The 1,899-nt window shown below is 55.9% G+C and carries 2 protein-coding genes; both read right to left on the minus strand.

Features of this window, described 5'->3' with window-relative positions:
• Positions 1-119: 119 nt before the first annotated feature.
• Positions 120-425 (minus strand): PadR family transcriptional regulator, encoded by a 306-nt coding sequence (locus tag OKC40_RS22285; protein ID WP_000130000.1) that lies wholly within the window; start codon positions 423-425, stop codon positions 120-122.
• Between the two features lie 10 nt (positions 426-435).
• Positions 436-1,641, minus strand: coding sequence for a chromate efflux transporter (gene chrA, locus OKC40_RS22290; RefSeq protein ID WP_000184001.1), 1,206 nt, complete (start codon positions 1,639-1,641; stop codon positions 436-438).
• Positions 1,642-1,899: the final 258 nt, after the last annotated feature.

The following is a 1,899-nucleotide window of genomic DNA, read 5'->3' on the forward strand; positions in this document are numbered from 1 at the left end:
TATTGAACTGTCAGGAGCTGGCTGCACAACAGCCATTACGCCCAATCAACTGGTGCAGTCGTCTTCTGAAAATGACAATCCAGTTAGGGTATAGCTCAACCTGACATAGAAGCAAAAACTCAACCACCTTCTACCAACTCTCCGAACAGCTCCTTGACCTTTGTTTTCGCATCAGCAAGTGCAGTTCTGCCTTGTTCAGTGATGTCATAAACACGCCGTTCACGTCGCCCGGTGCGTTCGTGGCGTGAGGTCAGATAGCCTTTTTTTTCCAGGCCGTGCAGCATCGGGTACACGGTGCCAGCGCTCATCTCGTAGCCGTGTCGGCGTAGCTCTTCGATGATCCCCAGCCCAAAGACAGGTTCCTCGGCTGCATGGTGAAGGATGTGCAGGCGGATCAAACCGCCGTAGAGGTCTTTGTCAGTCATTTTTTGTGCCTCACAGAGCGACGCTCAACAGCCACCCAGCTGCACCGCTACCGAGGACAACCAGCCACGGCGGGAGCTTCCAGAACATAAGTGCGACAAGGGCAACTAATGCCAAGCCGAAGTCTTGCGGCTGAAAGATGGCGCTAGTCCATACAGGCTGATACAGCGCGGCCAGCAGCAAGCCGACTACAGCGGCATTGATCCCGGCCAGCGCAGCTTGGATGCCTGTATTGCGGCGCAAACGCTCCCAAAATGGCATTGATCCGACGACCAGCAAGAACGAGGGCGCGAAGATAGCCAGCAGACACACAATGCCGCCGATCCAGCCCGACGGGGCGGTGTTCATCGAGGCACCAAGAAACGCGGCGAACGTGAACAAAGGGCCGGGCACCGCTTGAGCTGCCCCGTACCCCGCGAGAAAGGATTCATTGTTGACCCAGCCGGAGGGCACCACTTCGGCTTGCAGTAATGGCAGCACAACGTGACCACCGCCGAACACCAGTGATCCGACACGATAGAAGGAATCCACCATTGCCATGGTTTGACTTGGCATCAGTTCGGCCAACACCGGCAGGCCAATCAGCAAGACAAAGAACAGCGAGAGCCAAAGCACGCCGGCCCGGTGACTGACCGTGATAGGTAGGGGGTCATGCTCAACAACTTTCGCTGGCTTGAACAATAACCGGCCTGCGATGCCTGCGATAGCAATCACGCCAACCTGTCCCCACGCGGACGGCACAAGTAAAACGACGCAGGTAGCAATTGCCATGATGGTGACTCGCAGCCCATCCGTGCATAGGTTACGCGCCATGCCCCATACTGCTTGAGCGACCACGGCCACAGCCACCACTTTTAAGCCATGCAACGCGCCCTGCGAGACGTAATCGCCATAGCTGGAGATGCCGAGCGCAAAAAGGATCAAGGCTATGGCAGACGGCAGCGTGAAGCCAGCCCAAGCAGCCAGCGCCCCGCTGTATCCAGCCCGAGACAGTCCTACCGCTATGCCGACCTGGCTGCTTGCAGGCCCTGGCAAGAACTGACAAAGCGCGACCAAGTCAGCATAGCTCCGTTCGGAGAGCCAGCGCCGCCGTGTGACAAATTCGGCGCGGAAGTAGCCCAAGTGCGCAATGGGGCCGCCAAAAGATGTCAATCCAAGCCGCAGAAAAATAAGAAAGACCGACCATGGTCTGCTGTCATCGGTAGGGTTATTCGTCATACTTTCGCCTTCATGATCTGCAACGAGTTGATCAATAATAAGCGAAATTCGATAACGAAATTCGATATAAATCTAGAAAAAAATACCTCTATGTGTACTACGCAGTTTTAGCTGTGGCTTTCACAGGAGCACGCTTACTTACGGCTTAGCGTGCTTTATTTTCCGTTTTCTGAGGCGATCCCTAGGAGCTCGGATCTCAGGACGAAGGTCTCCGCGAATGTCCGGTCGATCCGCGCGACGTCCCAGGCGGGCGTTCCC

The sequence above is a fragment of the Aeromonas sp. QDB11 genome, from assembly GCF_027705265.1.
Lineage (GTDB): Bacteria > Pseudomonadota > Gammaproteobacteria > Enterobacterales > Aeromonadaceae > Aeromonas > Aeromonas allosaccharophila.